Annotated in this window: 20 protein-coding genes and 1 riboswitch; of the genes, 9 read left to right on the forward strand and 11 right to left on the reverse strand. The window is 58.5% G+C overall.

Annotation, left to right across the window (positions count from 1 at the left end):
* Positions 1 to 2: 2 nt before the first annotated feature.
* On the reverse strand, positions 3 to 680 hold the full coding sequence (locus tag J7412_RS14090) for an arylesterase (RefSeq protein WP_247743939.1): 678 nt from the start codon (positions 678 to 680) through the stop codon (positions 3 to 5).
* Between the two features lie 15 nt (positions 681 to 695).
* On the opposite strand from J7412_RS14090, the gene J7412_RS14095 reads away from it, so the two are divergent.
* Positions 696 to 1,403 (forward strand): ABC transporter ATP-binding protein, encoded by a 708-nt coding sequence (locus J7412_RS14095; protein WP_209079225.1) that lies wholly within the window; start codon positions 696 to 698, stop codon positions 1,401 to 1,403.
* Positions 1,400 to 3,925, forward strand: coding sequence for an FtsX-like permease family protein (locus tag J7412_RS14100; protein ID WP_209079226.1), 2,526 nt, complete (start codon positions 1,400 to 1,402; stop codon positions 3,923 to 3,925). Before J7412_RS14095 ends, J7412_RS14100 begins: the two co-directional genes overlap by 4 nt.
* A gap of 94 nt (positions 3,926 to 4,019) precedes the next feature.
* On the opposite strand, the gene gcvP is transcribed toward J7412_RS14100, so the two are convergent.
* The 4 genes from gcvP to J7412_RS14120 all read right to left on the reverse strand — a co-directional run bounded on the left by gcvP (position 4,020) and on the right by J7412_RS14120 (position 9,362).
* Entirely contained in the window at positions 4,020 to 6,869 is a 2,850-nt protein-coding gene (gcvP, locus tag J7412_RS14105) for an aminomethyl-transferring glycine dehydrogenase (RefSeq protein WP_209079227.1), read from the reverse strand.
* A 171-nt stretch (positions 6,870 to 7,040) separates the two neighbouring features.
* Complete coding sequence (gene gcvH / locus J7412_RS14110) at positions 7,041 to 7,400, reverse strand: glycine cleavage system protein GcvH (protein ID WP_209079228.1); 360 nt, start codon at positions 7,398 to 7,400, stop codon at positions 7,041 to 7,043.
* A gap of 18 nt (positions 7,401 to 7,418) precedes the next feature.
* A complete protein-coding gene (gene gcvT, locus J7412_RS14115) occupies positions 7,419 to 8,555 on the reverse strand; it encodes a glycine cleavage system aminomethyltransferase GcvT (protein WP_209079229.1) in 1,137 nt (378 codons plus the stop codon).
* A gap of 164 nt (positions 8,556 to 8,719) precedes the next feature.
* Positions 8,720 to 8,807, reverse strand: a riboswitch (glycine riboswitch).
* Positions 8,808 to 8,900: 93 nt separating this feature from the next.
* Positions 8,901 to 9,362, reverse strand: coding sequence for an Rrf2 family transcriptional regulator (locus J7412_RS14120; RefSeq protein ID WP_209079230.1), 462 nt, complete (start codon positions 9,360 to 9,362; stop codon positions 8,901 to 8,903).
* A gap of 108 nt (positions 9,363 to 9,470) precedes the next feature.
* On the opposite strand from J7412_RS14120, the gene J7412_RS14125 reads away from it, so the two are divergent.
* The gene (locus tag J7412_RS14125) at positions 9,471 to 10,034 is read left to right on the forward strand and encodes a gamma-glutamylcyclotransferase family protein (RefSeq protein WP_209079231.1); all 564 of its coding nucleotides are present in this window, start codon (positions 9,471 to 9,473) and stop codon (positions 10,032 to 10,034) included.
* 67 nt (positions 10,035 to 10,101) lie between these two features.
* Here the strand turns inward: J7412_RS14125 and J7412_RS14130 are convergent, their stop codons facing one another.
* On the reverse strand, positions 10,102 to 11,034 hold the full coding sequence (locus J7412_RS14130) for an MBL fold metallo-hydrolase (RefSeq protein ID WP_209079232.1): 933 nt from the start codon (positions 11,032 to 11,034) through the stop codon (positions 10,102 to 10,104).
* A gap of 229 nt (positions 11,035 to 11,263) precedes the next feature.
* Between J7412_RS14130 and gltX the strand changes: the two genes are divergently transcribed.
* Positions 11,264 to 12,589, forward strand: coding sequence for a glutamate--tRNA ligase (gltX, locus tag J7412_RS14135; protein WP_209079233.1), 1,326 nt, complete (start codon positions 11,264 to 11,266; stop codon positions 12,587 to 12,589).
* Between the two features lie 90 nt (positions 12,590 to 12,679).
* On the opposite strand, the gene J7412_RS14140 is transcribed toward gltX, so the two are convergent.
* Both J7412_RS14140 and J7412_RS14145 read right to left on the reverse strand, forming a co-directional pair.
* Positions 12,680 to 13,027: a RidA family protein gene (locus tag J7412_RS14140; protein WP_209079234.1), complete on the reverse strand. Its 348-nt coding sequence runs from the start codon at positions 13,025 to 13,027 to the stop codon at positions 12,680 to 12,682.
* A gap of 39 nt (positions 13,028 to 13,066) precedes the next feature.
* On the reverse strand, positions 13,067 to 14,725 hold the full coding sequence (locus J7412_RS14145; RefSeq protein WP_209079235.1) for an NAD+ synthase: 1,659 nt from the start codon (positions 14,723 to 14,725) through the stop codon (positions 13,067 to 13,069).
* Between the two features lie 236 nt (positions 14,726 to 14,961).
* Here J7412_RS14145 and J7412_RS14150 point away from each other — a divergent pair, with 236 nt between their 5' ends.
* Entirely contained in the window at positions 14,962 to 16,371 is a 1,410-nt protein-coding gene (locus J7412_RS14150) for a 2-isopropylmalate synthase (RefSeq protein WP_209079236.1), read from the forward strand.
* A gap of 74 nt (positions 16,372 to 16,445) precedes the next feature.
* Here the strand turns inward: J7412_RS14150 and J7412_RS14155 are convergent, their stop codons facing one another.
* On the reverse strand, positions 16,446 to 17,132 hold the full coding sequence (locus J7412_RS14155; RefSeq protein WP_209079237.1) for an SDR family oxidoreductase: 687 nt from the start codon (positions 17,130 to 17,132) through the stop codon (positions 16,446 to 16,448).
* Positions 17,133 to 17,733: 601 nt separating this feature from the next.
* Between J7412_RS14155 and J7412_RS14160 the strand changes: the two genes are divergently transcribed.
* A complete protein-coding gene (locus J7412_RS14160) occupies positions 17,734 to 19,302 on the forward strand; it encodes a 2-isopropylmalate synthase (RefSeq protein ID WP_209079238.1) in 1,569 nt (522 codons plus the stop codon).
* A 234-nt stretch (positions 19,303 to 19,536) separates the two neighbouring features.
* Positions 19,537 to 20,259: a hypothetical protein gene (locus tag J7412_RS14165; protein ID WP_209079239.1), complete on the forward strand. Its 723-nt coding sequence runs from the start codon at positions 19,537 to 19,539 to the stop codon at positions 20,257 to 20,259.
* Positions 20,260 to 20,372: 113 nt separating this feature from the next.
* On the opposite strand, the gene cueR is transcribed toward J7412_RS14165, so the two are convergent.
* Together cueR and J7412_RS14175 are read right to left on the reverse strand one after the other, a co-directional pair.
* A complete protein-coding gene (gene cueR, locus J7412_RS14170; RefSeq protein WP_209079240.1) occupies positions 20,373 to 20,759 on the reverse strand; it encodes a Cu(I)-responsive transcriptional regulator in 387 nt (128 codons plus the stop codon).
* Complete coding sequence (locus J7412_RS14175; protein WP_209079241.1) at positions 20,756 to 23,206, reverse strand: heavy metal translocating P-type ATPase; 2,451 nt, start codon at positions 23,204 to 23,206, stop codon at positions 20,756 to 20,758. Before J7412_RS14175 ends, cueR begins: the two co-directional genes overlap by 4 nt.
* Positions 23,207 to 23,480: 274 nt before the next feature.
* Here J7412_RS14175 and xylB point away from each other — a divergent pair, with 274 nt between their 5' ends.
* Positions 23,481 to 24,935 (forward strand): xylulokinase, encoded by a 1,455-nt coding sequence (xylB, locus tag J7412_RS14180; protein WP_209079242.1) that lies wholly within the window; start codon positions 23,481 to 23,483, stop codon positions 24,933 to 24,935.
* Positions 24,932 to 26,236, forward strand: a complete 1,305-nt coding sequence (xylA, locus tag J7412_RS14185; RefSeq protein ID WP_209079243.1) for a xylose isomerase — start codon at positions 24,932 to 24,934, stop codon at positions 26,234 to 26,236. Before xylB ends, xylA begins: the two co-directional genes overlap by 4 nt.
* Positions 26,237 to 26,297 lie beyond the last annotated feature (61 nt).

The raw sequence follows: 26,297 nt of genomic DNA on the forward strand, positions 1-26,297 counted from the left end.
GCCTACTCCTGCATCTGCTCCAGCATCTCGACCACATAAGACCCCAGAACAGGGACAATCGCTGCCACCCCATCTACATTTGGGTGAATGCCATCTGGCTGCATCAAAGCGCGAAGCTGATCTTCCGGCAAATCCCGGATGGCCGCAAAGAAATCCGGCGCAAGCGTCAGGTTGTAGTCCTCCGCCAAGGCTCCATACATGCCATCAAAGTCCTGCTTGTAGTCCGCACCAAAATTCATCGGCGCTTGCACTCCGACCAGCATCACGTCCACATCTGCCGCCTGTCCGGCCTCCACGATGCCCGCCAGATTGGCTTTGCTCACCGCCGGATCAATGCCGCGCAGCGCATCATTGCCACCCAGAGACACAATCATCGCGTCCACATCCGGCCCCAACGTCCAGCCCACACGTGACAAGCCGCCCTGCGTCGTGTCTCCGGACACGCCAGCATTTTGCAGCTTCACATCATGGCCTTGCGCAATCAGCCAGGCCTCAAGCTGCGGCACAAACCCGGCACCCTGCGCCACGCCATAGCCGTGGGTCAAACTGTCCCCCAAAGCGGCAATCACAACGGTCTCCGCCTTGGCCGCAGAAACGCTTAATGAGACGCTTAAAATGCCAAATGCCAATGCCTTGCCGCAACGCGACACGGCCCCATATAGAGAGGAATGAAGTTTCAACAGGCGACCTCCGACATGTCATCCATACTCTCCCTCAAAGATGCGACTTTAGCGCTGGATAGCAATGCCGGACGGATAGAAATTCTGCATGGGATCTCGCTAGATGTGGCCGCGGGCGAAACTTTGGCGCTTGTTGGCCCCTCTGGCTCAGGGAAATCCTCACTCCTGATGCTGATGGGTGGGCTTGAGCGCGCGACCTCCGGGCAGATCATGGCGCTGGATCACGATCTTTCGGCGATGGATGAGGATGCCCTTGCGCGCTTCCGCCGCGAAAACATGGGCGTGGTGTTTCAAAACTTCCACCTGATCCCCACCATGACCGCGCTGGAAAACGTCGCCACCCCTCTGGAGCTGGCGGGTCGCAGCGACGCGCAAGAGCGCGCCCGTGCCGAGCTTGAGGCCGTCGGCCTCGCACACCGCGCCGATCACTACCCAAGTCAAATGTCGGGCGGGGAGCAGCAACGCGTCGCGCTGGCCCGCGCCTGCGCCCCATCACCGCGACTGCTTCTGGCAGATGAGCCTACCGGCAATCTTGATCAGGCAACCGGTGAAACCATCATGGATCTGCTGTTTGATCTGCATGCCAAACGCGACACAACTCTGATCATGGTGACCCATTCCAACAGCCTCGCCGCTCGCTGCGAACGGGTTGTGCGCCTGCGTGACGGTCGCTTGGATGATGAAACCCATCTGGCACCCGTCGCATCCGAGGCCCGCGCATGAGCCTGTCAACCGCAACGCGCATCGCGCGCCGGGAAATCCGGGGCGGGTTGCGGGGCTTCACCGTCTTTCTCGCCTGCCTAATCCTTGGCGTCGCCACCATTGCCGCCATTGGCTCCGTGCGCAGTGCCATCCAAACCGGTCTCAGCTCTGAGGGCGCGACCCTACTCGGCGGGGATGCGGAAATGAGCTTCACCTACCGGCGCGCCACCGAGGAAGAGCGCGCATGGATGGCCTCCAACACCACGGGAAGCTCCGAAATCATCGATTTCCGCTCCATGGTGGTTGTCCCGAGGGAGGCCGAGACCGAACGCGCGCTGGCCCAAGTCAAATCGGTGGATACCGCGTACCCGCTTGTCGGCGCAGTCTCTCTGTCGCCAGACATCTCCTTGGAGGACGCGCTGAACGGCCAAGACAACCTGCCAGGCGCGGTACTCCACGGGCTTCTGGCCGATCGTCTTGACCTTTCTCCCGGCGACACCTTTCAACTGGGATCGCAAACCTTCGTCTATATGGCGCGCCTTCTGCGCGAGCCCGACACCGGCGATGGTTTCTCCTTCGCCCCCCGCGCGCTGGTGCGCACAAGTGACCTCTCTGAAAGCGGCCTTCTGGCCCCCGGTACGCTGTTCACCTCCCATTACCGCCTCAACCTACCTACGCAAGCCGACCTTGCCACGCTTGAAGCCGACGCAAGAGCCACCTTTGAGAGCACAGGGCTGCGGTGGCGAGACAGCCGCAACGGTGCGCCGGGCATCACTCGTTTTGTGGAACGCTTCGGCGCGTTCCTGATCCTTGTGGGCCTTGCGGGCCTTGCCGTAGGCGGCGTGGGAATCTCCACCGCCATCCGCGCCTATCTCGCCCGCAAGACCGAGACCATCGCCACCCTGCGCAGCCTTGGCGCTGAGCGTCGCACGATATTTCTCAGCTATTTCCTGCAAATCGGCTTTGTGGCGCTGATTGGGATTACCTCAGGCCTGATCCTCGGCGCACTGCTGCCAATTCTGCTTGCTCCGCTGATCACCGCTGTACTGCCTTTTCCGGCAAGTTTTGCGATCTATCCGCTCCCGCTGATCGAAGCCGCACTCTACGGCACATTGGCCGCCGCCATCTTCACCCTCTGGCCGCTGGCGCGCGTGGAAAACGTCCGCCCCAGCGCGCTGTTTCGCGACCAGCTTGGGCAAACCCGCCATTGGCCTGCCCTGCGCTATATGCTCACAGTTGTGGGCCTAATCGCCTTACTGATCACCCTCGCAAGCTGGCTTTCAGGCTCAGCGCGCCTCACGATCTGGTTCGCGGGGGGCGTCGCCATCGCCATGTTCGCACTGACTGCCGCCTCCGCCGGACTGCGCGCATTGCTCAACAGCCTCTCCCAACGTCTGCGCCAATCCCCACAAGTCCGCTGGGCGCTGCAATCCGTAGGCCGCGCCTCGGAGGCAACAACCCCGGTCGTGCTATCCCTTGGTTTGGGCCTCAGCGTGCTTGCCACCGTTGGCCAGGTGGACGGCAATCTGCGCAACGCCATTGCCAGTGATCTGCCCGAAGTCGCGCCCTCCTTCTTTTTTGTCGACATCCAGCGCGATCAGATGCCGCTTCTGGAAGCTGACTGGGCAGACACGCCAACCATCCAAGATGTCGAAAACGCCCCCATGCTGCGCGGCGTGATCACCCGGATCAACGACCGCCCCGCCAAAGACGTGGCCGGCGACCACTGGGTCATTCGCGGCGACCGTGGCGTGAGCTATGCCAGCGACATGCCCGAAGGCACCAAACTCACCGCTGGCACATGGTGGAATCCCAAGCATTCGGGCACGCCCCAGATCAGCTTTGCCGATGAAGAAGCCGAAGAGATGGGTCTCTCACTGGGCGACAGCATGACAATTAACATCCTCGGACGGGATATCACCGGCACGGTGACCAGCTTCCGTGAGGTGGATTTCTCCAACGCTGGCATGGGCTTTGTCATCATCATGAACGAAGCCGCCCTCGCCGGCGCCCCCCACAGCTTCATCGCAACCGTCTACGCGGAGGCTGAGAGCGAAGCGAGCCTGTTGAAAGAGGTGTCTGAAACCTACCCCAATGTGACCGCGATCCATGTACGCGACGCTGCACAACAGGTTTCAGATTTGGTGGCGCAGCTGGCCAATGCGACAACCTACGGCGCCTCCACCATCCTGCTCACAGGCCTTCTGGTGATTTTTGGCGCCGCCGCCGCGGGCCAATCCGCGCGCACTTATGAGGCCGCCATATTAAAAACCCTCGGCGCCACGCGCGGCCAGATCCTCAAAAGCTTCGCCTGGCGCGCAGCCCTTCTGGGCGGTGCCGCTGGCGGCGTCGCACTCGCAGTTGGCCTGCTGGGAGGCTGGGCCGTGATGACCTTTGTGATGGAGAGCGATTTCATCGTCATTTGGCCCAACGCTTTATGGATCCTCAGCGCCGGCGTCTTCGCCAACCTCTTGGCCGGTCTCGTCTTTGCCTGGCCTTCGCTGGCAACGCGCCCGGCCCGTATTCTGCGCGCCAGAGACTGAACAAAAAAAGCCCACCCCCAAAGATCTTCTCATTCGAGAAGTATCCCGGGGGAGAGCTTGTGGTCACACAAGTGAGGGGGCTGGCCCCCTCGCCTTATTCTGCGGCTTCAGCGTAATCATCCATTGGAGGACAGGTGCACACCAGATTGCGGTCGCCAAAGGCGTTGTCGACCCGGTTCACAGGTGGCCAATATTTGTCGACTCGGAACGCACCTGGAGGGAAGCAGCCCTGCTCGCGGCTGTAGGGGCGATCCCATTCTTTCACGAGATCTTCCATCGTATGCGGCGCGTTTTTCAGCGGGTTGTTTTCCGCATCAATACGGCCGTCTTCGATGTCCCGAATTTCCTCACGGATCGCCAGCATGGCCTCACAGAAGCGGTCGATCTCGGCTTTGTTTTCCGATTCCGTTGGCTCGATCATCAGCGTCCCTGCCACCGGCCAGCTCATGGTCGGCGCATGGAAACCCGCATCCATCAAGCGCTTGGCAATATCATCCACCGTGATCCCCGCGCTTTCCGCAAAGGGGCGCGTGTCGATGATGCATTCATGCGCCACACGGCCGGTTGGACCTTTGTAAAGCACGTCAAACGCGCCTTCGAGCCGCTTGGCGATATAGTTCCCGTTCAGGATCGCCACACGGGTCGCCTGGGTCAGCCCCTCACCGCCCATCAACAAGACATAGGCCCAGCTGATTGGCAGAAGGCTTGGAGACCCAAATGGTGCCGCCGAAACCGGACCTTCTGAGCCACCGGTTTCGGGATGGCCCGGAAGATGCGCAACCAGATGCGCTTTCACACCAATCGGTCCCATGCCGGGGCCGCCCCCGCCATGCGGAATGCAGAAGGTCTTGTGCAGATTGAGGTGGCTGACGTCCCCGCCAATATCGCCCGGACGGCTTAGCCCGACCATGGCGTTGAGGTTTGCACCGTCAATATAGACCTGCCCACCGAATTCATGCGTGATGCCGCAGACCTCATGGACCGTGTCTTCAAACACGCCGTGCGTGGACGGATAGGTGATCATGCACCCTGCCAGCTCGCCCGCGTGCTTTTCCGCTTTTGCACGGAAGTCGTCCAAATCAATGTCGCCATTCTCGGCAGACTTCACCGGCACAACTTTCCAGCCCACCATCTGCGCCGACGCCGGATTGGTGCCATGGGCACTCATCGGAATCAGACAGACGTTGCGATGCGCTTCACCGCGTGCGCGGTGATAGGCTGCAATGGTCAAAAGCCCCGCATACTCCCCCTGCGCACCAGAGTTTGGCTGCATGGAAATCGCGTCATACCCAGTGATCTGGCAAAGCTTGTCGTTCAGATCGTCAATCAGCTGGGTGTAGCCCTGCGCCTGATCTTTGGGCGCATAGGGGTGCATCAGCGAGAATTCGCGCCAGCTCACCGGCATCATCTCCACAGCAGCATTCAGCTTCATGGTGCAGGAACCAAGCGGGATCATCGCACGGTCCAGTGCCAGATCCCGATCCGCCAAACGCCGCATGTAGCGCATCATCTCGGTTTCCGCGCGGTTCATGTGGAAAATCGGATGATCCAAATACCCAGACTTGCGCAGCAACGACTCCGGCAGACGATATGCTGGCGCAAAATCATCATCGTCCTGAACGATGCCAAAGGCACGCCAAACCGCTTCTATGGTCTGCGGTCGGGTCATCTCATCAAGCGAGATGCCCACTTTGGTTTTGCCCACTTTGCGCAGGTTGATGCCTTCTTGCACCGCATGTTGCAGAACACCGCGTTGCAGCAGCCCAACATCGACTGTGATCGTGTCAAAGAAGTCCGTTGGCTCCACGGTAAAACCTGCGGCCTCAAGCCCACGCGCCAGACGCACGGTTTTGCGGTGGATACGCTGTGCAATCGCCTTCAGCCCCTTGGGCCCATGGAAAACCGCATACATCGAGGCCATCACCGCCAACAGCGCCTGCGCCGTACAGACGTTGGAGTTGGCTTTCTCACGGCGAATGTGTTGCTCCCGCGTCTGCAAAGACAAGCGGTAGGCACGGTTGCCGTGACTGTCGATAGACACCCCGATAATGCGGCCCGGCATCGCGCGTTTGAAGGCATCACGACAGCTCATGTATGCAGCGTGCGGGCCGCCATAGCCCACCGGCACGCCAAAGCGCTGCGTGCTGCCTACGGCAATATCCGCCCCCATCGCGCCCGGCTCTTTAAGCAGGGTCAGCGCCAGAATATCGGCCGCGACAACACCAATCGCCTTGGTGGCATGCAGCGCCTCCATCTCCTTCGTGAAATCGCGCACATGGCCATGTGTGCCAGGGTACTGGAAGATCGCGCCAAAGACCTTTTCCGCGTCCAGATCATCCGGATTGCCGATGATAATCTCGATATCCAAAGGGGCTGCTCGCGTCTGCATCACAGCGATGTTCTGCGGATGGCAGCTTTCATCGACGAAGAAGGCCTTGGCTTTGGATTTTGAAACCCGCTGCGCCATGGTCATCGCTTCAGCGCAGGCGGTGGCCTCATCCAGCAACGAAGCGTTTGCAACCTCAAGCCCGGTCAGATCGCTGACCATGGTTTGATAGTTCAAAAGCGCTTCAAGGCGGCCCTGCGAAATCTCGGGCTGATAAGGCGTATAGGCGGTGTACCACGCCGGATTCTCCAGAATGTTGCGCTGGATCGCAGGTGGCGTGACCGTGCCATAATAGCCTTGACCAATCAGGCTGGTCAGCACTTTGTTCTTACCGGCGGTTTCGCGCATGTGTCGCAGCACTTCCCGCTCAGACAGCGGACGCCCAAAATCCAGCGGCTCTTTCTGACGAATGCTGTCCGGCATGGTGTCATCAATCAGCGCATCAAGGCTGTCTGCCCCGATCACCTGCAGCATCTCTGCCATCTCCTCAGGAGACGGACCGATGTGGCGACGGTTGGCAAAATCATAGGGTAGATATTCAGTTGGGGTGAAGTTCATCGGTGTCTCCTCAACGATCCGCAGCCGCAGGTGCGGGAAAAAAGCTGGGCGTCGGCTCGACCACAGAGGCCGAACCAATCAAATTTCATGTGTGATCATCGGGGTATAAACGGCCGGGGCTCCGCCCGTTCGCACCTGAAACGGTCGCCCGGACCGTTTCTAAGACGGCGCTTACCCAATGAAATCTTTGTAAGCGGCCTCGTCCATATAATCGTCCATCTGACTCAGATCGGACGGCTTGATCTTGAAGAACCAAGCGCCTTCCATCGGGTCTTCGTTCACTTTGCCCGGCTCATCCACCAGCGGCTCGTTGACCTCAACGATTTCCCCATCCAGCGGCGCAAGGATGTCGCTGGCCGCTTTCACGGACTCAATCACACAGACTTCCTCGTCTTTGGTCACTTCGGTGCCTGCCTCTGGCAGTTCCACAAACACCACATCGCCCAGCTGCTCGCTGGCGTGCTCTGTGATGCCCACCACGATCAGGTCACCTTCTTCGCGCAGCCATTCGTGCTCTTCTGTGAATTTCATTGCTTGCTCTCCTGTTACTCAACGTTTGAAATTGGCAGGCACCAGCGGCATCTTTGCCACTGTCACCGGCATGCGCTTGCCGCGCACTTCGCCAAAGATTTCTGTGCCCGGCGACGCCTGCGCGCTGCCGACATATCCCATGGCCACGGGGCCATTCAGCGTGGGGCCAAAACCGCCAGAGGTGACCTCACCAATCGGATCACCGCCCTCTGCTTCGGCAAAAAGCTGTGTGCCTGCGCGCATGGGCGCACGCCCCTGAGGCGCAAGCCCCACACGCTTGCGCGCCACACCTTCAGCCAGATCTCCATAGATCCGATCAGCGCCCGGGAAACCGCCTGCCCGATCGCCATCTGCGCGGCGCACCTTTTGGATCGCCCAGGTCAGCGCAGCCTCAATTGGCGAGGTCGCCACATCAATGTCATTGCCATAGAGACACAGCCCGCCCTCAAGGCGCAGACTGTCACGTGCGCCAAGCCCAATGGGTTCTACCTCTTCCATCGCCAGAAGTTTGCGACAAAGACCCTCTGCCGCGTCGGCAGGAATCGAGATCTCATAGCCGTCTTCACCGGTGTAGCCCGACCGGCTGACCCAACAGGCCACCCCATCAAGCTCTACATCCGCAAAGTCCATAAACGCCATATCTGCCACAGCCGGGTTCAGCCGTGCCAAAGCGGCCTCAGCCGCTGGCCCCTGCAGCGCCACCAATGCGCGATCGGTGATCGCCGTCACCGAAACGTCCGGTGTCAAAGCCCCGATCATCCGCGCGATGTCAGCCTCTTTACAGGCCGCATTGACCACAACAAACAGATGATCGCCCCGATTGGCAAACATCAGATCATCCTCGATGCCACCAGCGTCGTTGGTAAAAAAACCGTAGCGTTGCCGCCCTGCGCTCAGGCCGAGCACATCCATTGGAACTAAAGTTTCGAAAGCCTTTGCAACGGCGTCATAATTCTCGGCTTTCAGCACCACCTGCCCCATATGGCTGACGTCAAACAGTCCCGCCGCCGCACGTGTGTGCAAGTGTTCCTTCATCACGCCCATCGGGTATTGCACCGGCATGTCATAGCCCGCAAACCCAACCATCTTGGCGCCCAGCTCAATGTGCAGATCATATAGCGGCGTGCGCTTCAGCTCTGCGACCGACTCTCCCATAGGCTTAGCCCTTCTCTACCCGGGCGCATCCATGTTTGATGGTCACATCCGGCATCCCATAACCGCGCAGCAAATCTGCACGTGCGATGCCCCCTCTGTCCTTCAGCCTGAGATCGTTATCCCTTCGGCGGACGCCCATAGGCGCCACTCTCCAGAGTCTTTATGTCGGTGTGTCGGTCCCTGTGGCCTGAGAGTTTCCGGGGCGGTTGCTCCTTCGGCACCGGACTAATCCGGTTCTCCCGATTCACCTTGGGTGCACGGTAGTATACCGAACGCGGTGAGACAAGCCACGTTATCGTGTTATTTATCGCGCAATCAATTTTGATTAATCTACAGGCACTTGGCTTACCGACGCGCCGGACCTTTGTGGCACGGCTCAGGCGTCAAGATATTGAGCAAGGCGGCGTTTTCACACATCAAAGTGTCCAGCGTGACCTCATCAAGGCGCGCATAAAAGGCCTCTGCGGCCTCCCCCAAGATAGGCTTCAGACGGCAAGCGCTGACCAAGGGACAGGTCGTATCCACATCCGCAAAACACTCCGCCAAAGGTACTGGCCCTTCCATGGCGCGGAAAACATCTCCAACACAGATGTCCTTTGTGTCATGTGCCAGCCTGACGCCCCCGCTGCGTCCGCGATGGGTATCCAAAACCCCCAATAAAGCGAGCTTGTGAATCACCTGCGCGAGATGGTTTTCAGAAGCCGCACAGACCCCGGCAATCTCATGTTTGGTGACAAGACGATCAGGGTTCGCCGCGCAATACATCAGCACACGCATCGCAATATTGGTCCGTTTGGTGATGCGCATATGAAAGTTCCCGCTTTACCCTTGCCTTTTAACTCCCCGTTAGCCGGTGTGACAGAATGCGCATAGGAAAGCATTGACATGGATCAAGCTGCGTGATCCCTACATTTCATGACCGCGTCCTACTTCTTCGGCTACGGCAGCCTTGTGAACGAAAAAACACACGATTACGAGGACTTGCACAAAGCAACCCTGCAAGGCTGGCGCCGCGCCTGGCGTCATACAAACCTGCGCCCGATTGCATTCTTGACCGCTGAGCCTGATGAAACCTGCGAAATCGAAGGCATCATCGCGCATGTGCCAAACGACGATTGGGCTGCGCTGGATGAACGGGAATTCGCCTACGACAGAGTGGGCGCAACCTCTGCCATCCGTCACGCAAAACCTGGTGAAATTGACATCGCAGTCTACCATGTCCCTGCAGATCAAGGGCTGTCACCGCACGTCCGCCACCCGATCTGGCTCAGCTATCTCGACGTGGTGGTCCAGGGATACCTGAGACATTTTGAAGAGGCCGGCGTCGCCCGTTTCTTTGAAACAACCGCTGGATGGGACGCGCCAATTCTAAACGACAGAGCCGCCCCAAACTATCCGCGCAAGCAAGATCTGAGTGCAGATGAAACGGCGCTGGTGGATATGCATCTCCGCGCAGTCGGTGCGAAGATCATCACATAGACCTTTGTAAACGCGCAAAAAAGGCGGCCATGCCTGACCGCCTCTCATAAGCTATCTATTCGGATTTTCAGAGCATCAACTGATAGCTCGCCGGCGCATATTTATAGCCGCCATCGTGGCTTTCGACATAGCCCACAGCTGGCCATGGCATGTGATAGCCGACAAACGGCACCTTATCTGCCGCCAGCATATCAAGCACTTTGCGACGGGTCGCAGCGGCTGCGGCTTTGTCCATGTCAAACTTCACTTCCCAGTCCGGATAGGCCAGCGACCAGACGTAGTGGTTGGCAAAATCCGCGCAAAGCATGATCTGTTTGCCATCGCTTTCGATCATATAGGCCATATGACCGGGCGTATGGCCAAAGGTGCCAACGGCGGTGATGCCACTCGCCACCGAGGCACCATCCTCAATCATATCAAAACGCTCTGCATTTGGGCGTATCTTGCCCTCAAACGCTTTGTTGCCATCGGTTTTCGCCCAAGCGTCAAACTCCACGCGGCCGGTCAAATGCTGCGCATTGCCAAAGGTCACACCGCCCTCGCCCGCAACACCGCCGATGTGGTCGCCATGCATATGCGTGATCACAACCTTATCCACCTGATCCGGTGTGTAACCCGCCGCAGCCAGTGCCCCAGTGATTGCCTCGGGGCTCAAGCCCGCATCAAACAGCACAAGCTCGTCGCCGGTGTTCACAATGGTGGGCGTAAAGAAAAACTGTGCCGCATTGGTCGGGATGTTGGCTGCCTCGGAGGCTTTGGCAAACTCTTCGGCGCTCACATTCATACCAAAGATGTTCTGTGGGCCTTCAACTGTGCGCGTCCCCACCAATAGCGTGGTCACTTCAAATTGGCCCAGCTTCATCCGGTTAAACCGCGTGGTGCCAACGCCTTTCATCTCTGCTTTTGCCAGACTTTGGTTTGGCAGCAAAGTTGCCGCAACCGGGGCAGCGGCTGCGCCTGCCAACATACTGCGGCGGGTCAATTTGGTTTGTTTGGTCATGGTCCAATCCTCCTGCGGAAAAATATCTATTTTTTGATATTGTTGGGGCTACGATAGATTTACGCGTTTGGATTGCAATTCACGGTCCCTTGAGGAGCAGGAACCAGCCCACTTTCCTTACGAGAATATTAAGAAATCAGGCTCAACCGCCCTTGTTGCGCGGATCTAAGCCGGATTTCTGGACAAAATGACATTCATGTGGGAAGGGAGGCCCCAACAGGAGATTCCCATGACGACGACCCGTTTCGCCCCTTCGCCAACCGGCTATATCCACGTTGGCAACCTGCGCACCGCGCTGATGAACTACCTGATCGCTCGCAAATCCGGTGGCACCTTCATCCTGCGCATTGACGACACAGACCCTGAGCGGTCCAAACAGGAATATGTGGATGCCATCCAGGAAGATTTGGAATGGCTCGGCCTGACCTGGGACCGGATGGAGCGTCAATCCACCCGTCTGGAGCGCTATGAAGACGCCGCGCAGCAACTGCGCGATATGGGCCGCTTCTATGAGTGCTTTGAAACGCCAACCGAGTTGGACCTCAAGCGCAAGAAACAGCTCAACATGGGCAAACCGCCGGTTTATGACCGCGCCGCTCTTGCGCTGTCGGAAGACGAGAAAGCCGCTCTGCGTGCAGACCGTGGCAATGGTCACTGGCGCTTTAAGCTCGACCACGCCCGCATCGAATGGACCGATGGCATCTTGGGCGATCGCTCGATTGACGCCGCTTCTGTCTCTGATCCGGTCCTGATCCGCGCGGATGGTCAGTTCCTCTATACGCTAGCCTCTGTCTGCGATGACATCGACTTTGGCATCACCGATGTTGTGCGCGGCTCTGACCACGTCACCAACACGGCGACCCAGATTCAGATCATCGAAGCTCTGGGTGGCGGCGTGCCAAACTTTGCACACCACTCCCTGCTAACTGGCCCACAGGGCGAAGCGCTTTCCAAACGCCTCGGAACGCTGGCCCTGCGCGATCTGCGCGAAGCCGGTGTGGAGCCGATGGCACTCCTCAGCCTGATGGCCCGCCTTGGCAGCTCCGATCCGGTTGAGCTGCGCGGCTCCATCGAGGAAATCGCCGAAGGCTTTGACGTCAACAAATTCGGCGCAGCGCCCACCAAGTTTGACGAGCAGGACCTCTACCCGCTCACCGGCAAAGTGCTGCACGACAAACCGCTTTCCGAGATGGCCGATGACATCGCCGCCGCTGGCGTGCCGGCTGATCTGGCTGAGCGCTTCTGGAACGTGACCCGCGAAAACATCACCACCCGCAAAGACATTGCGCCGTGGTGGGATCTCTTCGCCAACGGTGCGGAGCCTGCCATCGAAGACGAAGACCAAGACTTCATCAAAGAGGCCATGGCGCTTTTGCCCGAAGGCCCGTTTGATGACAGCACCTGGGGCAGCTGGACCGCCGCCGTGAAAGAGGCCACCGGCCGCAAAGGCCGCGGTCTCTTCATGCCACTGCGCAAGGCTCTCACCGGCCAGAGCCACGGCCCGGACATGTCCGCCGTGATGCCGCTCTTGCAAGTGATCAAAGCCCGCGGCTGATCACGCGACACAGACTCGGCGCGCCTCGCAATGGGGCGCGCCGAAGACTTAGGGTGTTGTGACAAACACCCTAACCAAGCGTGTGTGAGATCAGCTGCCCTTCACCGCCGCAGTGACAATCACCTCAACCTTGAGCACATCGCGCGCCAGTTTGGCTTCGCCACAGGCACGCGCCGGGGCATGGCCTTCAGGCACCCAAGCGTCCCAAACTTCGTTCATTTCGGCAAAATCACTCATGTCAGACAGCCAAACGATGGCTTGCAGGATGTGCTCACGATCAGAGCCTGCTTCTTCCAGCAACGCGTCCACGCGGGCCAGACAATCGCGGGTTTGCTCGGCCACGGTGTCACCCGCGCCAACCTGACCACACAGGTAGGCAACCTGATTGTGGATCACGATTTTTGACATGCGGGTGCCAGTGTGAATGCGCTCTATCATGGTTTAAGCCCTTATATTTGTGTACTTTTGCGTGGTCGATCAGCTTGGATCACGGAACCGGTTCACAATCGGGTAGCGCCGATCAAGCCAGAACGCTTTCTTGCTGAGCCGCGCACCGGGTGCCGACTGAAAGCGTTTGTACTCGCTGATGTAGACCAGATGCTCGACCCGCTTAACCGTCTCCCGATCATAGCCAGCGGCCACACACTCCGCGACGGATTTGTCCTCATCCACCAGCATGTAAAGGATCGCATCCAGCACATCATAAGGCGGCAGGCTGTCCTCGTCTTTCTGATCCGGGCGCAGCTCCGCTGAGGGTGGCTTATCGATGATCGCCGGCGGGATCACCTCGCCTTCCGGCCCCATCATCCAGTCGCGATGCACCTCGTTTCGCCAGCGAGACGTCTCAAACACCCGCGTTTTGTACATGTCTTTGATCGGATTAAAACCGCCCGCCATATCCCCATAGATCGTGGCATAGCCCACCGCGACCTCAGATTTGTTGCCTGTGGTCAGCAGCATTTCCCCAAACTTGTTGGACATCGCCATAAGGAGCAGCCCACGCAGACGGCTCTGGATGTTCTCTTCGGCAAGTCCGGACTCAAGCCCCTCAAACAGTGGCGCCAAAGTATTGGTGATTGCATCCCGCCCCTCTGAGATGGGCACATAGTCATAGCGCACGCCAAGCCGTTCAGCGATGTCTTTGGCGTCATCCAATGAGCCTTGCGACGTATATTCACTTGGCAGCATCACACAGCGCACATTCTCCGCGCCCAGCGCATCCACGGCAATAGTCGCCACCAGCGCGCTGTCAATGCCGCCTGACAAGCCCAGCAAAACTTTGGAAAATCCACTCTTGCCCATGTAATCGCGCAGCGCTTCTACGCAGACGCGGTAATCCTGTTCTTCGCCCGCAGGCAAAACGGCTTTTGGCCCCTCTTTGCAGCGCCAGCCCTCAGCCGTGCGCTCAAAATCCACATGGGCCACAACCTCGTCAAACACCGGCAGCTGCACCACCAATTGCCCGCCCGGGTTCAGCACAAAGGAGCCGCCATCAAACATCTGATCGTCTTGGCCACCCACCATGTTGAGGTAGACCAACGGCAATCCGGTCTCGATCACCCGCGCCACCATATGGTTCATGCGACGATCAAACTTGTCACGATAATAAGGCGATCCATTGGGCACCACGAGGAACTCCGCACCGGTTTCCTCCAGCGTCTCCGGCACATCCTCAAACCACGCATCCTCACAGACGGGCGAGCCAACCCGAACGCCGTTCACACTGTAAGGTCCTCCCATCGGCCCGCTTGTGAAGAGGCGCTCCTCGTCAAACACTGTGTAGTTCGGCAAATTGTGTTTGCGCTGAATATGCGCAATCTTGCCATCCCGCAGAATGAAGTAGGCGTTGTAAAGCGCGTCGCCCTCTTTCAGAGGTCCGCCAACGGCTACCACCGGCCCGTCGGCACAATCTTTGGTCAGCTGCTCAATCTCTGCCAAAACGGCCGCCTGCAGCGCAGGTTTCAGGATCAAATCCTGCGCGTTGTAGCCAACGATGAACATCTCCGGGAAAGCCACCATATCCGCGCCTGCCGCTTTGGCCTCCTGCCAAACAGCACGCACTTTGTCCGCATTCCCAGACAAATCCCCCATGACCGGATTGGCCTGTGCCAACGTCAAACGGAATGTATCGGCCATGGGTGTTCTCCTATGCTGCAGGTCTTGTTCTGCGGGTCTTGCCAGAGATGTAGCAGACACAGCGCCAAGGAAAAGCGCAAAGCACAGCAATTTATCCCCTGACTCGTCACTCTGCTTAGGAGTTACGCGCGGAAAAGCGCAAAACAGTTTGCCCCGCCGAACCCCATGTCCTAAAATCAGGTTAATGCTTCTCGCGTCCAAGAGGAGCGATTTGGGGAAAAGTCGAGGCCAAAAATATGCACGGAACTCAGGCACTTACATTAGCCATCCTGCTCGCGGGCACAGTAGCCTTTGCACAGGACAGCCAGGTTCTGACAAAACAATATGATGACGGCGGTGTGTATGAAGGCACCTTCAAGGGTGGTTTGCAGCACGGCACCGGCAGTTATCGCTTGCCCAACGGCTATGAATATGAGGGCGAATGGGCTGATGGCGAGATCCGCGGTCAGGGCATTGCCCGCTTCCCCAACGGCTCTGTTTATGAGGGGGCCTTTGCCAAGGGCAAGCCGCATGGGTTTGGTAAAATCACCTTCACCGACGGCGGCACCTATGAAGGCGAATGGGTCGACGGCAAAATCACCGGTACAGGCGTGGCCAGCTACGCGAATGGTGTGCGCTACGAAGGCAGCTTCCAGAATGCCAATCACCACGGCAAAGGCGTGATGATCAGTCCCGCGGGCTATCGCTATGAAGGCGATTGGATCAATGGCGTCAAAGAAGGCCTTGGCAAAATCACCTATAATGACGGCACCATCTATGACGGTGAAATCAAAGGCGGCGAACGCGCAGGCCAAGGCCGCCTCACCATGCCCGGTGGACTGGTCTATGAAGGCAACTGGGTTGCTGGCCAGATCGAAGGGGACGGCACCCTGACCCAACCCAACGGCGACGTCTATGTGGGACAACTGGTTGGTGGCAAACGCCAAGGCAAAGGCTTTGTCACCTATGCCAATGGAGACACTTACGAAGGGGACTTCAGCGCCGATCAACGCGATGGCCAGGGCACATTCACCGGCACCGATGGCTATGTCTATATCGGCGCGTGGGTCGAAGGTCACATCGCAGGCCAAGGTCAGGTCACCTACCCGGATGGATCTGTCTATGTGGGTCAGTTTCAGGATGATCTTGCCGACGGTCAGGGCAAAATCACCTACACCGACGGCTCAACCTACGAAGGGGCTTGGAAGGCTGGCGTGATCGACGGCGCGGGCAAGGCAACCTATGCCAACGGTCTGGTCTATGAGGGTGAATTCAAAAGCGCGCGCAACCACGGTCGTGGCGTGATGACCTATGCGGATGGCTATCGCTATGAAGGCGAATGGCAAAACGGCCAGCGCCATGGCACCGGCACCGCAACCTACGCTGACGGCACCGTCTACACCGGGCAATTCGCCAATGGTCAGCGCGAAGGCAGCGGCGAAATTATCATGCCTGACGGCTTCAAATATTCCGGCCAATGGCAGGCTGGCGAGATCAACGGCATTGGCGTGGCCACCTACGCAAATGGCGACATCTACGAAGGCACATTCAAGGCTGGCAAACGTCAGGGCGAAGGCACGATGCGCTATGCCTCAGGCGAGGAACGCAGCGGCAACTGGAACAACGGCTCACTCGCCGAAAACGGTGCCGCGCAGACCGACGGCTGAGTTACCGGATCAAACATCTACAAAGCCGCGCCCTGAGCGCGGCTTTTCTGTTTTGTGGGAGACGGTCCCTTCCGCTACCAAGGCACAGGCGCACCCGCATAGTCATAAAAGCTCCCGCTTTCCTTGGGTGACAAACCGTCCAGCACATCCAGCAAAGCTTGCGCAGCCATCGCAGCGCTGTGCTTCTTGTGAGCCAGGTAATTGGCAGTAAAGGATGTCTCCACAGTGCCCGGATGCAGTGCCACACAAATGGACTGTTTGTGGCTACGGCCCAACTCAATCGCACCGGTTCGGATCACCTGATTGAGTGCCGCTTTGGAGGCGCGATAAGAATACCACCCCCCTGCGCGATTGTCGCCGATTGACCCGACCCGCGCCGACAAGGCTGCAAAAACGCCCCGCTCCTTGCGCGGCAACAACCGCGCGGCATGACGCATCACCAAAGCCGGTCCAATTGTATTGACCGCGAATTGAGCGGCCATCTCCTCAGCAGTCACCTCCCGCAGCGATTTCTCTGGCCCCTCTCGGGTCACGGCCAAAGCGCCCGTGGCCACAAAGACAAGCTGAAACACGCCCTCGACCGCGTTCAATGACGCCTCAACAACTTCTGAGTCTGTTATGTCAAACCCGTTGTGCGCACGAGAAAGCCCCACCACCTCGGCACCACGCTCTCTCAACCTATCCGCTATCGCCGCACCAATGCCGCCGCTGTCACCAATCACTAAGGCCCGCACAGTCAATCTCCTTCTTTTCAAGAGCATACGGCACAGCACCGCCCTTAGCTTCATTTAGGTCAGAAGCGCTTTAGACGTTCTCGCTTCGTTGTGAGACCAGCACCGTCCCAACGCCCCGTGCTATTCTCGCTCACAAAACACGCCACTTTTGCTCTTTTCATTTACCCTTCGGCATGTATAACTCTGCGTCATGACACGTTTGGCCCATATCGCAACATCCGCACGCCTTCCGGCGCCGTTTGCGCGTGGCCTAGACCTACTCCTAGTCCGCCTCTGAGCGTGACCGTGTCGGCGCGCGTGCTCAGAGGAGAGATGTCCGCGCCGAATGTCTAAAGCACCTCGCGTTTTTTATGAGTACAAACAGAATCGACTTTTGCGTTTCCCCTATGGAATAAGCCGCAAACAAGAGATTCAAACCAAACGCGCAGTGCCCTGAACCGCCCAACGGCAACCCGACACTGACAGGCCTCTAGGAAACCCTATGCAAACATCCAGTTTCTTTGAAAAACAGCCATATTTTTCAAGCTCTTGGGGCCCATGCACTGTTGCGCCGCAAGGCATTTCCAATTTCGGAGGCCGCACCAATACTGCAGTCTTCCCCCCGCATATCTAAACAGGAACCAAACCCATGTCCGACAACCGCGTTGTTATTTTTGACACCACCCTGCGCGACGGCGAGCAAAGCCCCGGCGCCACCATGACCCATGACGAAAAGCTCGAAATCGCCGAGATGCTGGATGACATGGGGGTGGACATCATCGAAGCCGGTTTCCCGATCGCTTCTGAAGGCGATTTCGCCGCTGTTTCCGAGATTGCCAAGCGCGCCAAAAACTCCCGCATCTGCGGTCTTGCACGCGCCAACATCGCAGACATCGACCGCTGCTGGGAAGCCGTGAAACATGCGGAGAAAAACCGCATCCACACCTTCATCGGCACATCCCCTCTGCACCGCGCCATTCCCAACCTCACCATGGATGAGATGGCTGACAAGATCCACGAGACCGTCAGCCACGCCCGCAATCTCTGTGAGAACGTCCAGTGGTCCCCGATGGATGCCACCCGGACCGAGTGGGACTATCTCTGCCGCGTGATCGAAATCGCCATCAAAGCCGGTGCCACCACCATCAATATCCCAGATACCGTGGGCTACACCGCCCCGATGGAAAGCGCTGATCTGATCAAGAAACTGATCGAAACTGTGCCCGGCGCGGATGATGTGATCTTCGCAACCCACTGCCACAACGACCTCGGCATGGCCACCGCCAACTCGCTGGCCGCTGTGGCGGGTGGCGCGCGTCAGATCGAATGCACCATCAACGGTCTGGGCGAGCGCGCAGGCAACACCGCGTTGGAAGAAGTCGTGATGGCGCTGAAAGTGCGCAACGACATCATGCCTTGGACCACAGGCATCGACACCACCAAGCTCATGAACATCTCTCGCCGCGTGGCAACCGTTTCCGGCTTCCCGGTGCAGTTCAACAAAGCCATCGTCGGCAAAAACGCCTTCGCGCATGAGTCTGGCATCCACCAGGATGGCATGCTGAAGAACAAAGAGACCTTCGAAATCATGCGCCCGGAAGACGTGGGCCTCTCCGGCACCTCCCTGCCTCTGGGCAAACACTCCGGCCGCGCCGCGCTGCGCGACAAGCTGGAACAGCTCGGCTTTGAAGTGGGCGACAACCAGCTCAAAGACATTTTTGTGCGCTTCAAAGAACTGGCCGACCGTAAGAAAGAGGTGTTTGACGACGACATCGTGGCGCTTGTGCGCGCCGGTGGCGGCGAAGATGCCGAAAATGATCATCTACAGCTCGTCTCCATGAAAGTGGTCTGCGGCACAGGTGGTCCGGCAGAATCCACCGTCGAGATGGAAGTGGACGGCGCAGACGTCACCGCGACCTGCGAAGGTGACGGCCCGGTGGATGCGACCTTCAAGGCGATCCGCAAAATCCACCCCAACACCGCCCGCCTGCAGCTTTATCAGGTGAGCGCTGTGACAGAAGGCACCGACGCACAGGCCACGGTCTCTGTGCGTCTGGAAGAAGGCGGCGTGATCGCGACCGGCCAGTCGGCCAACACCGACACGGTTGTGGCCTCCGCCAAAGCCTACATCCACGCCCTGAACCGCCTGCTCGTGCGCCGCGACAAGGTGGGCGAAGGTGTGGACGCCAAAGAAGTGTCTTACAAAGATCTGGCTTAAGTGATTGGAAGGCTGTCTCTCTTTGAGGCAGCCTTCTAACCGATTTCACCGACGAGTCTGCGCTTGCCTTGGTTACCGTGCCAATTCTAGATTTTTTGGGTAAATACGCCGATCAACCTGAAGGTGAAAAAAACCGCAACTAGAAACCCCTTAAAGGTTCTGAAAGTTCGCTTGTTTCTCATTCCGGACTGTGATTTCCAAGTGTCTCTCAAGCAAGCGTTAGAGGATTTCTAGGTGAAGAGAATTATTGCTTTAGTCGTCTTTGCGGTAGTAGCGGCAGGGATACTTTTTTCAGTCTTTTCAACTTCGACCGAAGACCAGCTAAGCAGTAATTTGAGTGAAGTGATTGGGCTGGATGGAGTTGTTTCGTTAGACGGATGTAACCTTTCGATGACGGTCGAAAGCACTGGACAAGAGAACTCTCCGATTGCTTTAACGCGAATGGTTCTTCAAGCAGATTTGCGGAACTATGATTTTAATACAGTTCATTTTACGGCGGGACCAAAGAGTTTTGGCTTGCGCATTGGCCGGAGTAAAGTTGACGAACGAATGCTAGAGCAAGCCCGCCAAGTCATCGATGCAGGCGGCGAAAAACTGAAACGGTTCTTTTCTGGCGATCAAATTGTCAGGGAAACATTCGAAACAGACGGTGGCAGAATTTTTTTCCGTGTGATGGCCGAAGTAGTCTCGACAGGTGAAGGCTCCCAAACTCTCAAACCTCACGGAGACGCGCCTGACTTTTTCCGATTTACTGAAGCAGTTGAAGCGATTGATACGCCAGCAAGCTATCGAACCACTACTACCTTCGCAGGTCGTGGCGATCGATCCGCAGAAACGTTCTTGACGGGGGAAGTTGTCGCTGTTCCGCAGCTTCAGTTTCGTGTGAAAACAGAAAAGCAAGCAAAAGAGCTTGCTCACGCTTTTAATGATTATGCAGCGAAAAATGAATGTCATTGATTGTCTGCATGCCAATCATAACGAGCGCTGCGGACTTCTAGCCACACGCGCTGCGAGTGGTATTCTCGGCACAAATCAATAATCACCGCTCAGAAACCCGTCCCCGCCGAGCCTTAGCCCCGCCCCAAATCCTCCAGGATCGGGCAATCCGGTCGTGCATCCCCTGCACACCTCTCCACCAGATGGCTCAACGTCGCCCGCATGGCCTGCAAATCGGCGATCTTTGCATCAATCTCTGTCAGATTCCGCTCCGCAACCCGCTTCACGTCCGCACTCGCCCGCCCTTGATCCTCATAGAGCGCCAACAACGTCCTGCAGTCCTCAATCGAAAACCCAAGCCCCCGCGCCCGGCCCAGAAATGCAAGCTTGTGCAGGTCCGTTTCTGAAAAGCTGCGGTATCCATTCTCGCCACGCCCCGGCGTTACAAAGCCGATGTCCTCATAATAACGGATCGTCTTCGCGGGCAGCCCGGAGCGTTTGGAAACTTCCCCGATGTTCATGCGCCCTCCTCCTGCAAAACCGGCGCGACACGGCGCAAGCGTAGCGCGTTTGACAGCACGAACACACTGGACAGCGCCATTGCCCCTGCACCGAGCATAGGTGACAACGCAGGCCCGCCAAAGGGCACCAGAATACCTGCGGCCACCGGGATCAACGCTACGTTGTAGCCAAAGGCCCAAAACAGGTTCTGCCCGATATTGCGGATCACACGGCGGCTGACCTCAAAGGCGTTGATCACACCGCTCACATCGCCGGACATCAGCACCACATCCGCCGCCTCCATGGCCACATCCGTACCCGTGCCGATTGCCAGTCCGACGTCGGCGCTGGCCAATGCGGGCGCATCATTGATGCCATCCCCAACAAAGGCCACGTTGCCCAAGCGCGCGCGCAGCTCTTCCAGAGCGGCCACTTTCCCATCCGGAAGAACTTCGGCCACCACATGATCAATCCCCAACTGCACGGCCAAAGCCTCTGCCGTGCCACGCGCGTCACCGCTGATCATCGCCACCTTCAGGCCCATGTCATGCAGCGCGTGAACAGCTGCTGCCGAACCGGGTTTGATCGGATCAGACACAGCCAGCACCGCCGCAGCCCGCCCGTCAATCGCCACACAGATCGGTGTTTTCCCACCTGATGCAAGATCCTCAATCTGCGTCCCAAACGCCGCAAAGGACACCGCTTCCTGAGCCATGTACCGTGCGGCACCGACCAGCACAGACCGTCCAGACACCTCAGCAAAAATCCCCATGCCGACCTGCGCTTCAAAACGCGCGGCACGTGGCACATCCAGCCCGCGCGTCTCTGCCGCACGCACCAAAGCCTGCGCCAAAGGATGTTCCGAGGAGGCCTCTGCCGCCGCAACAAGTGCCAGTACATCCGCTTCCTCAAACCCTTCAGCCAACGCCACATCAGTAAGTTCCGGCTGGCCCATCGTCAGCGTGCCAGTTTTGTCAAAGGCCACCACATTGCAATCACGAAGGCTCTGCAACGCATCCCCTTTGCGAAACAGCACGCCCAGCTGTGCTGCACGGCCCGTGCCCACCATGATTGAGGTCGGCGTCGCCAGGCCCATGGCGCAAGGGCAAGCAATGATCAGCACCGCCACAGCCGCCACAATCGCATGGCCGAACGCCGGGCTCGGCCCCACCACCATCCAGATCCCAAAGGTCAGTGCCGCCACAGCCATCACAGCCGGCACAAACACCGCTGTCACGCGGTCCACCCGCGCCTGAATGGGAAGCTTCGCACCCTGCGCCTCGCGCACCATCGCAACGATCTGAGACAGCATTGTGTCCCGCCCGACCTTTTCGGCCTCATAGCGCAATGCGCCCTGACCGTTGATCGTGCCACCGATCACCGCATCCCCGGCGGTCTTTTCCACCGGGACCGGCTCGCCTGACAGCATGCTTTCATCCACAAAGGACTGCCCGTCAATCACGCGCCCATCCACGGCCACGCGCTCGCCGGGCCGCAAATGCAAGACATCTCCCACAGCCACGGCATCAATGGAAATCTCCTGCACTGTACCCTTGCGCTCTACCCGCGCCACCCGCGGCTGAAGCCCCATCAACTGCCGGATCGCCTCCCCCGTGCGCCCCTTCGCCCGCGCTTCCATCCAGCGCCCAGTAAGGATCAGCACCACAATCACCGCTGCCGCCTCATAATAAACATGCGCGGCGCCTACAGGCAGCAAGCCGGGGGCAAAGGTTGAGACCACGGAAAAGAGATAGGCCGCGCTGGTGCCCAAAGCGACCAGCGAGTTCATCTCTGGCGCGCCTTTGATCAGCGCCGGAAACCCTTTGGCGTAGAACTGTCGCCCCGGTCCGATCAGCAAAGCCGACGTCAGCACTAACTGCATCAAATACAGCGCCTGCATCCCCACTTGAGCCATCAACCAATGATGCAACACCGGAACCATATGCCCGCCCATTTCGGTCACAAACACCGGCAACGCCAGCGCCGCAGCGATCAGCACATCACGCTTGAGCTTTGCCGCCTCGTCAGCCTTGTGATCGACCTCCTCACCACACTCTTCCTGCAGCCGCGCTGGATAGCCCGCCTTGGTGCTGCGTGCCGCAATCTCGCTTGGCGTGGCCTCACCTTCGAGATATTCAACGGTCGCAGTTTCACTGGCAAAGTTCACATTGGCCGCCACCACGCCCGGCGTTTCGGACAGAGCCGCCTCAGCCCGGCGCACACAGCCTGCGCAGCTCATACCCGCCACATCATAGGTCACCGACCGAACACGCGCCGGATAACCCGCGTCCTTCAAGGCCCCCAAAACCGCTTCGGTGCCGCCTTCCATAACCACTACACGTGCGCTCTCATTAGCCAAATTGACTTCTGCAGATTGCACCCCTTCAGTCTTCGCCAAGGCCTTTTCAGCACGTGAAACGCATGCAGCACAGTTCAGGCCGTCAAGATGAAAGGTCAGTGTTTGCATGGATCTGTCTTTTCTGAGTCGGCGTCCCCCGCCACTAAGGGATATAAAGGTTCCAGTAAGTGGAAGGTCAAGGCCACTTAGCAGAACATGTCGTTTGCTTGAAATTTGCGCCTCAAAGCCCCTCAACACATTGATATTGGTCAACAACCCCTCGAATTTTGGCAGCCCCTACGAACCGACACCCCATGAAATGTGCGCCGACCGCAATTTTCTGTTTGATCTCCAATTTAATTTGACGCAAAAATTAAGTCGAGGAGACCTAGGGAGGACCCCCATGTTTGTGGGATTGGATCTGGGCACGTCTGGCTTGCGTGCGCTGTTGGTTGACGCGAGCCAAAATGTGATCGCCGCGCGTGAGGCGCATTATGACACCGCCCGCCCCCATGCTGGCTGGAGCGAACAGGCGCAATCTGACTGGACCCGCGCCGCCAAAGAGGTCTTCGCCCAACTGGCTGCCGATTTCCCTGATGAGGTTGCCGCGATCAAAGGTATCGGCGTCTCAGGCCACATGCACGGCGCCAACCTGTTGGACGAAACCGGCGCGCCTCTGCGCCCCTGCATGATGTGGAACGACACCCGCTCTGTCGATCAGGCCGCCCGTCTGGACGCCGTTGATCAGATACGCACGCTCTCCGGTAACATCGTCTTTCCAGGCTTCACCGCCCCCAAAGTTGCTTGGGTCGCCGACAATGAGCCTGAGACATTTGCCAAAACCGCCAAGGTCCTCCTGCCAAAGGACTATCTGAACTTCTGGCTCACCGGCATCTATGCCTCTGACATGTCCGACAGCGCGGGCACCAGCTGGCTCGACGTTGGCGTGCGCGATTGGTCAGATACGCTGCTATCAGCTTCCGGCATGCACGCCGATCAGATGCCCAAACTTTTTGAAGGCTCTGAGGCCATCGGTACGGTGCGCGACGACATCGCCGCAGAACTTGGCCTGCCCAAAGGTGTGATTGTTGCCGCCGGGGCCGGAGACAACGCCGCCGCCGCTTGTGGCATTGGCGCGCTGAACGAGGGGGACGGTTTTGTCTCCCTTGGCACCTCCGGCGTGCTGCTCACCGGGCGCGGCGCTTATGCGCCAAAACCCGAAAGCGCTGTGCATACCTTCTGCCACGCCATTCCGGGCCGCTGGTATCAGATGGGTGTGATCCTTGCGGCCACCGACAGCCTCAACTGGCTGGCCCGCAATCTGGGCCAAAGCCCCGCCGACCTCACCAGCGCCTTGGGCAACACCATCACAGGCCCCGGCCACATCCGCTTCCTGCCCTACCTGTCCGGCGAGCGCACCCCGCACAACGACGCCGAAATCCGCGGCGGCTTCCTCAACATCGACATAAATTCCGGCCCCGAAGCGCTTACACAAGCGGTGCTCGAAGGCGTGGCCTTTGCCCTGCGTGACAACTACGAGGCCCTCCAATCCACGGGCGCACAGCTCGACAGCCTAATCGCCATCGGCGGCGGCGCACAATCGCCTTATTGGGTCGAACTCATCGCCACGCTTCTGAACCTGCCGATTTCCCTGCCCGCAGCGGGCGAATTTGGCGCAGCCTTGGGGGCCGCCCGCCTTGCCATCTGCGCCACCACCGGCGCCGCACCCGAAGAGATCATGACCAAACCCGAGATCGCAACGACGATCGCCCCGCGCACTGAGCTGCGCGACGCTTACGAGGCGGCCTACGCTGCCTTCGTCGAAACTTACCCCGGCATAAAGGCCCTGACACAATGACCGACTTCTTCAAAGACATCGCCCCCATCCAGTTTGAGGGCGCCGACAGCACCAATCCAATGGCTTTCCACCACTACAACCCCGATGAGGTTGTTATGGGCAAACGCATGGAGGATCACCTGCGCTTTGCCATCGCCTATTGGCACTCCTTTGCATGGGAGGGCGGCGACCCGTTTGGCGGCCAGACCTTTGAGCGCCCCTGGCATCCGCAAACCCGCATGGACATGGCCAAAGTCAAAGCAGATGCCGCCTTTGAGATGTTTGACATTCTCGGCCAGCCTTACTTCTGCTGGCACGACGCAGACGTGCGCCCCGAAGGCGACAGCTTTGCCGAAAGCCTGAAGAACTTCGAAGAGATCATTGATTACTTTGAAGAAAAGATGAGCACACGCAAAATCAAACTGCTCTGGGGCACCGCCAATATGTTCAGCCACCGCCGCTGGATGTCAGGCGCATCGACCAACCCCGATCCGGAAGTGTTTGCCTATTCTGCCGCCACCGTGAAAACCTGCATGGACGCGACCAAACGTCTGGGCGGTGAAAACTACGTGCTCTGGGGCGGCCGCGAAGGTTATGAAACCCTGCTCAACACCGACATGGGGCGCGAGCTTGATCACATGGGCCGCTTCCTCAACATGGTGGTGGATTACAAGCACAAGATCGGCTTTGAGGGCGCCATTCTGGTGGAACCCAAACCTCAGGAACCGTCCAAGCACCAATATGATTTTGACGCCGCCACCTGCTATGGTTTCCTGCAGAAATACGGTCTTGAAAACGAGGTGAAGCTGAACCTAGAACAAGGTCACGCGATCCTCGCCGGTCACAGCTTTGAACACGAAATCGCCACCGCCGCCGCCCTTGGCGTGCTGGGCTCAATCGACATGAACCGCAACGACTACCAGTCCGGCTGGGACACCGACCAATTCCCCAACAACGTGCCCGAGGTGGCTCTGTCCTACTATCACATCCTGAAAGCGGGCGGTTTCACCACAGGCGGCACCAACTTTGACGCCAAGCTACGCCGCCAGTCGCTTGATGCCGAAGACCTCATCGCAGCCCATGTGGGCGGCATGGATATCTGCGCCCGTGGCCTGAAAGCGGCGGCAGCGATGATTGAGGACGGCGGCTTGGAACAAGCGCTCAACGAACGCTACGCCGGTTGGGAAAGCGATGCAGCCCAAGCCATGCTCGCCGGTGATCTGGACAGCACATTCGCCGATGTGATGAGCGGTAAAATCAACCCTGCGCCCAAATCAGGCCGTCAGGAAATCCTTGAAAACTACGTGAACCGCTTCGTCTAAGATGCTGTTTAAATAAAATTTAACCACACTCCTCACCTTGCCCTACGAGGTGGGGAGAGAC

It is taken from the genome of Shimia sp. R9_3, assembly GCF_017743755.1.
In the GTDB taxonomy this organism is placed as follows: Bacteria; Pseudomonadota; Alphaproteobacteria; order Rhodobacterales; family Rhodobacteraceae; genus Shimia.